At 44.6% G+C, this 4,012-nt stretch carries 1 protein-coding gene and 5 pseudogenes; 3 read left to right on the forward strand and 3 right to left on the reverse strand.

What is annotated here, in order from left to right:
* Together A9G06_RS22200 and A9G06_RS21060 are read right to left on the reverse strand one after the other, a co-directional pair.
* Window positions 1-94: pseudogene (locus A9G06_RS22200) on the reverse strand (IS5/IS1182 family transposase); the annotation flags it as partial.
* Window positions 95-182: 88 nt separating this feature from the next.
* Window positions 183-755, reverse strand: a pseudogene (locus A9G06_RS21060) (IS5 family transposase); the annotation flags it as partial.
* An 89-nt stretch (window positions 756-844) separates the two neighbouring features.
* On the opposite strand from A9G06_RS21060, the pseudogene A9G06_RS22205 reads away from it, so the two are divergent.
* Together A9G06_RS22205 and A9G06_RS21065 are read left to right on the forward strand one after the other, a co-directional pair.
* Window positions 845-958 (forward strand): annotated as a pseudogene (locus A9G06_RS22205) (IS481 family transposase); the annotation flags it as partial.
* A 145-nt stretch (window positions 959-1,103) separates the two neighbouring features.
* Window positions 1,104-2,144 (forward strand): annotated as a pseudogene (locus A9G06_RS21065) (IS630 family transposase).
* Between the two features lie 169 nt (window positions 2,145-2,313).
* Here the strand turns inward: A9G06_RS21065 and A9G06_RS21070 are convergent.
* Window positions 2,314-3,330 carry a TDP-N-acetylfucosamine:lipid II N-acetylfucosaminyltransferase gene (locus A9G06_RS21070; RefSeq protein ID WP_069556525.1) on the reverse strand — a complete coding sequence of 339 codons (1,017 nt, stop codon included), beginning with the start codon at window positions 3,328-3,330 and terminating at the stop codon, window positions 2,314-2,316.
* Window positions 3,331-3,781: 451 nt separating this feature from the next.
* On the opposite strand from A9G06_RS21070, the pseudogene A9G06_RS22210 reads away from it, so the two are divergent.
* Window positions 3,782-3,916, forward strand: a pseudogene (locus A9G06_RS22210) (IS630 family transposase); the annotation flags it as partial.
* Window positions 3,917-4,012 lie beyond the last annotated feature (96 nt).

The following is a 4,012-nucleotide window of genomic DNA, read 5'->3' on the forward strand; positions in this document are numbered from 1 at the left end:
CTTCAGCATCAACCCAGAAGGTGAGTGAACCACGGTTAATCAAAGACTTGTTGTATGTAGGCCAGTTAGTGATGGGTTGAAGCGACGTGCCCATGATGCAGACTTGCAGAGGATGGTGGTGATCAGGTCACCAAGTCCTCAGTTAGTTCCATTCAAGCTGCATCGATTTGGGCAACAACGCCGCCATCCGCATAAACACGTCCCAGCTTGCGCCGCAGTGGGTTGAGCAAGGTCGGCAATACCTCTGCATCATGGACATTTTCTATTGACACTTCTGCGGCCACGATATCGTGGGTTGCCGGGTCTACCGCCAGATGCAACTTGCGCCACACTCGCCGTTTTTCAGCACCGTGTTTTCTGACCTTCCACTCGCCTTCACCAAACACCTTAAGCCCGGTTGAGTCGATGACCAAGTCGGTGATGCGCCCCTTGGCGGGTTGTCGATAGGCCACTTTTACCGTGCGAGCGCACTTGCTGACACAGCTATAGTCAGGTGCACACAGCGGCAACTGGAACAGGGAGTCGAGTAGTCCCTGAGTAGCCCGCAGAGTGAGGTTGAAAAGCCCCTTAAGTATCAGGAAGGTACAGATGCTCTGGTCGGTGTAAAGCTGACTGCGGCCCCGCCGCCCATGATGGTCGTGGTGAAACCAGTTGTTCATGGCCTCGGTATCAACCCAGAAGGTGAGGGAACCACGGTTAATCAAAGACTTGTTGTATTGAGGCCAGTTGGTGATGGGGTGAAGCGACGCGCCCATGATGCAGATTTGAAGAAGATGGTGGTGATCAGCTCACCGAGCCCTCAGTTAGTTCCATTCAAGCTGCATCTATTTGGGAAACAACGCCCTACAACACCCAACAGCCACATCAGGGCAGGATGATGGAGGGTCAGATCCCCTACAGCATGTTCAAGAAGGGCCTGAAATTGATACTGAAGGAAGTACGCACTAAAGTAGCGTAAACAAGACACCAGTTTGAGGCCGGTGCCAGGTGATAACTAAATAGCTATTCCGAATAGTAGATCACTGGAGGAAGGGAACTCAGTCCAGTTTGTGCGATCTCATTAGTCGCCTAACAAAACAAGCCACACCCAAAGGGCTGAGTTGATGCCTATCTTACCACCCCTGCCACGACCACAACGGCGCCGCATTCACAAAATCATCCATACCACCCGTGATAAAGGGCATGCTCGTCGCTTGATGGCCATCTTGCTGTTACATGAAGGACGCACGATCACTGATGTTCATCACCTTACCGGCGCTGCTCGCTCGACCATCGGCCGCTGGCTTCGGTGGTATCGGGATGAAGGTGTGGGGGCTCTAGAAGCCTTACCGGCTGGCCGTGCCCCAGTCCTACCTGTCGCCAAGATTGTCACCTTACTGATGCTGCTCATGCAGTTTTCTCCGCAAGATTTTGGTTATCAGCGCAGCCGCTGGTGTACCGAACTATTGGCTATCAAAATCAATCGGTTAATGGGGATAAATATGGCAGCCTCCACGCACCGCCGATGGTTACCTCGTATGGGGATTGTCTGGCGAAGGCCCGTGCCGACCTTGCGGATAAAAGACCCGGCTTATCAGGAGAAAATGGCGGATATCGACGCTGCGCTGGCCCGCTGTGATGCCGATAATCTGGTGTTTTATGAGGATGAAGTCGATATAGACCTCAATCCAAAATTAGGGGCCGACTGGATGTTCAGAGCGCAGCAAAAGCGGGTTGTCACACCGGGACAGAACGCGAAACATTACCTGGCAGGCGTTCTCCATGCAAGCAACGGAAGAGTGCTTTACGTCAGTGGGATAAAGAAAAACTCATCCCTGTTTATCGCCATGCTGGAAAAGCTGCGTCACCACTACCGACGAGCCAAAAGCATCACGCTGATCCTCGATAACTACATCATTCACAAAAGCAAACAGACCGAGTGATGGTTGAAGAAGAACCCCAAGTTCTGCCTGGTATTCCAGCCAGTTTACAGCCCTTGGATTAATCACATAGAACGGCTATGACACAAGTTACATGAAACAGTAACGCGCAATCATCAATGCAGAGGAATGGCCAATCTGCTGGCCAGAGTGTAACACCTCATGAATACCGAGTCTCCTTTTCCGGGGAATGGCTATGGCACAGCGAAGGTGGAGCACTATTAGGATCCGTTATTTAGAACTATAAAAATATACCATCACCAAGAGTTCCCCCACTGAAAAAAGATTTTCAAATATAATCAAGCTTTAGTCCATTCATGTATGGTTAATTGAAAGTAATCATAACTTAATGGCCTTATACAAAGAGAAACGACAATCACAACAAAAAAACATTTCAAGAATTAAATATACTCATCCAATCATTTTTAAGCTGACTTTCTGTAAAATAGCCTTTGATAATATCGATATTTCCACTGCAATCTAACGTTGAGCCATCGAATTGTACGAGATCAGAAAGTGAAAATACTTTTAGATCTAATGATATGAATAAATCATACAGCGTAGATTTAGTGTTAATAAAAACGGGGATGCCACTCCCAAGTAGCCGAATAAGATTTCCCATCCCATTTTGACGCCACGATGGTAAAATTGCGAGATGAATAGATCCTAAAAACATTTCATATTCATCAAGCGGCATAAATGATAACATTGGAACAAATTTTTCTTTTAATTTTTCCTCACCATAGCTGATAACCTCCTTCACATATTTAGCGTTTGATGGATATGATAATGGACAAAAAAACTTTATATCTGGCCATTTTTCACACCATCCTGCAGCCAATATCAGATCAATGATTGACTTATGGTTGTTATCTTTAGCTGCTGAATGACCTAATAATACTCTATAACCACCCTCTAAAACTACATCACTAGCAAGTTCTCGATATATATTACTTGGGTAGCTAAAACAGCGTTTTATATACCGCCCCTTGGAAAAGTATTTTTTTCTTACCCAATCCACATCCCCATCAGTAATAGTTACTAAATTACCAACATTAGCGATCACATTAATATGTTCTGGCTTATACAGTTCTGCATGATAAAAATCCCCCCCCCACATAACCCAAAAAGATTTTTCTAACCACACGGAGTTTTGGATCAATAAGCTGTTAACTTTATCCCGCCATAATCCATGCAAAATTATTTTATCAGCAACATCAAAATATATTGCAAGTAAAATAAAATCTTCATCCGTATGAAGAAACTCTACCGGGTAGCTTGGATTCAGACCATACATATATTTTTGGCTAGTAATAAATACAAATTTATGCTCTGACAAATCAAAGTTAGCTGATATGAAATCGATATATGCAGGCATAAACTTTTCCATTACCATAACATGAAGTATCATATCACCCTCCTATAGAAAGTCACAGATCAATTTCAATGAAATAATACCCAGCATAAAGCCAAATAAACCATTTTTCACACTAACAAATAATATATACATACCTATAACACATTAGACTTAATTACATAATAATGACATTCGTATCCATGACACTGATATATAAAGTATACAATTAACTAAGGAATATGTTCAAAATAGTCTAGTATTGAAGATAGATCAGTGTGAGACCACGGCTGGAGAAATAATATATTTCATAAATATCTTTCCGAATATTCGAGTACCAAGAGAAGGAAGCTCCTCCCAATGTGAAAAATCGGATTAGCCACCACACAAAACCACCATATAAATAACTGTTCCGAATAGTAGATCACTGGAGGAAGGGAACTCAGTCCAGTTCGTGCGATCTCATTAGTCGCCAAACAAAATAAGCCACACCCAAAGGACTGAGTTGATGCCTATCCTGCCACGACCAAAACGGCGCCGCATTCACAAAATCATCCATGCCACGCGTGATAAAGGGCATGCTCGTCGCTTGATGGCCATCTTGCTGTTACATGAAGGCCGCACGATCACTGATGTTCATCACGGCGTTGTTGCCCAAATCAACGAGCAAGTCATGACTTCCCCAGCCCCAAGTGACCGTTACACTCGGGGCTTTCTGACAGGTAGACCAAGGGTATTT

The sequence above is a fragment of the Aeromonas sp. DNP9 genome (assembly GCF_001728955.1).
Classification (GTDB): domain Bacteria; phylum Pseudomonadota; class Gammaproteobacteria; order Enterobacterales; family Aeromonadaceae; genus Aeromonas; species Aeromonas veronii.

Excerpts from the sequence above, each read along its gene's own strand:
- A9G06_RS21070 (WP_069556525.1), bottom strand. The coding sequence starts at position 3,330 with ATGATACTTCATGTTATGGTAATGGAAAAGTTTATGCCTGCATATATC.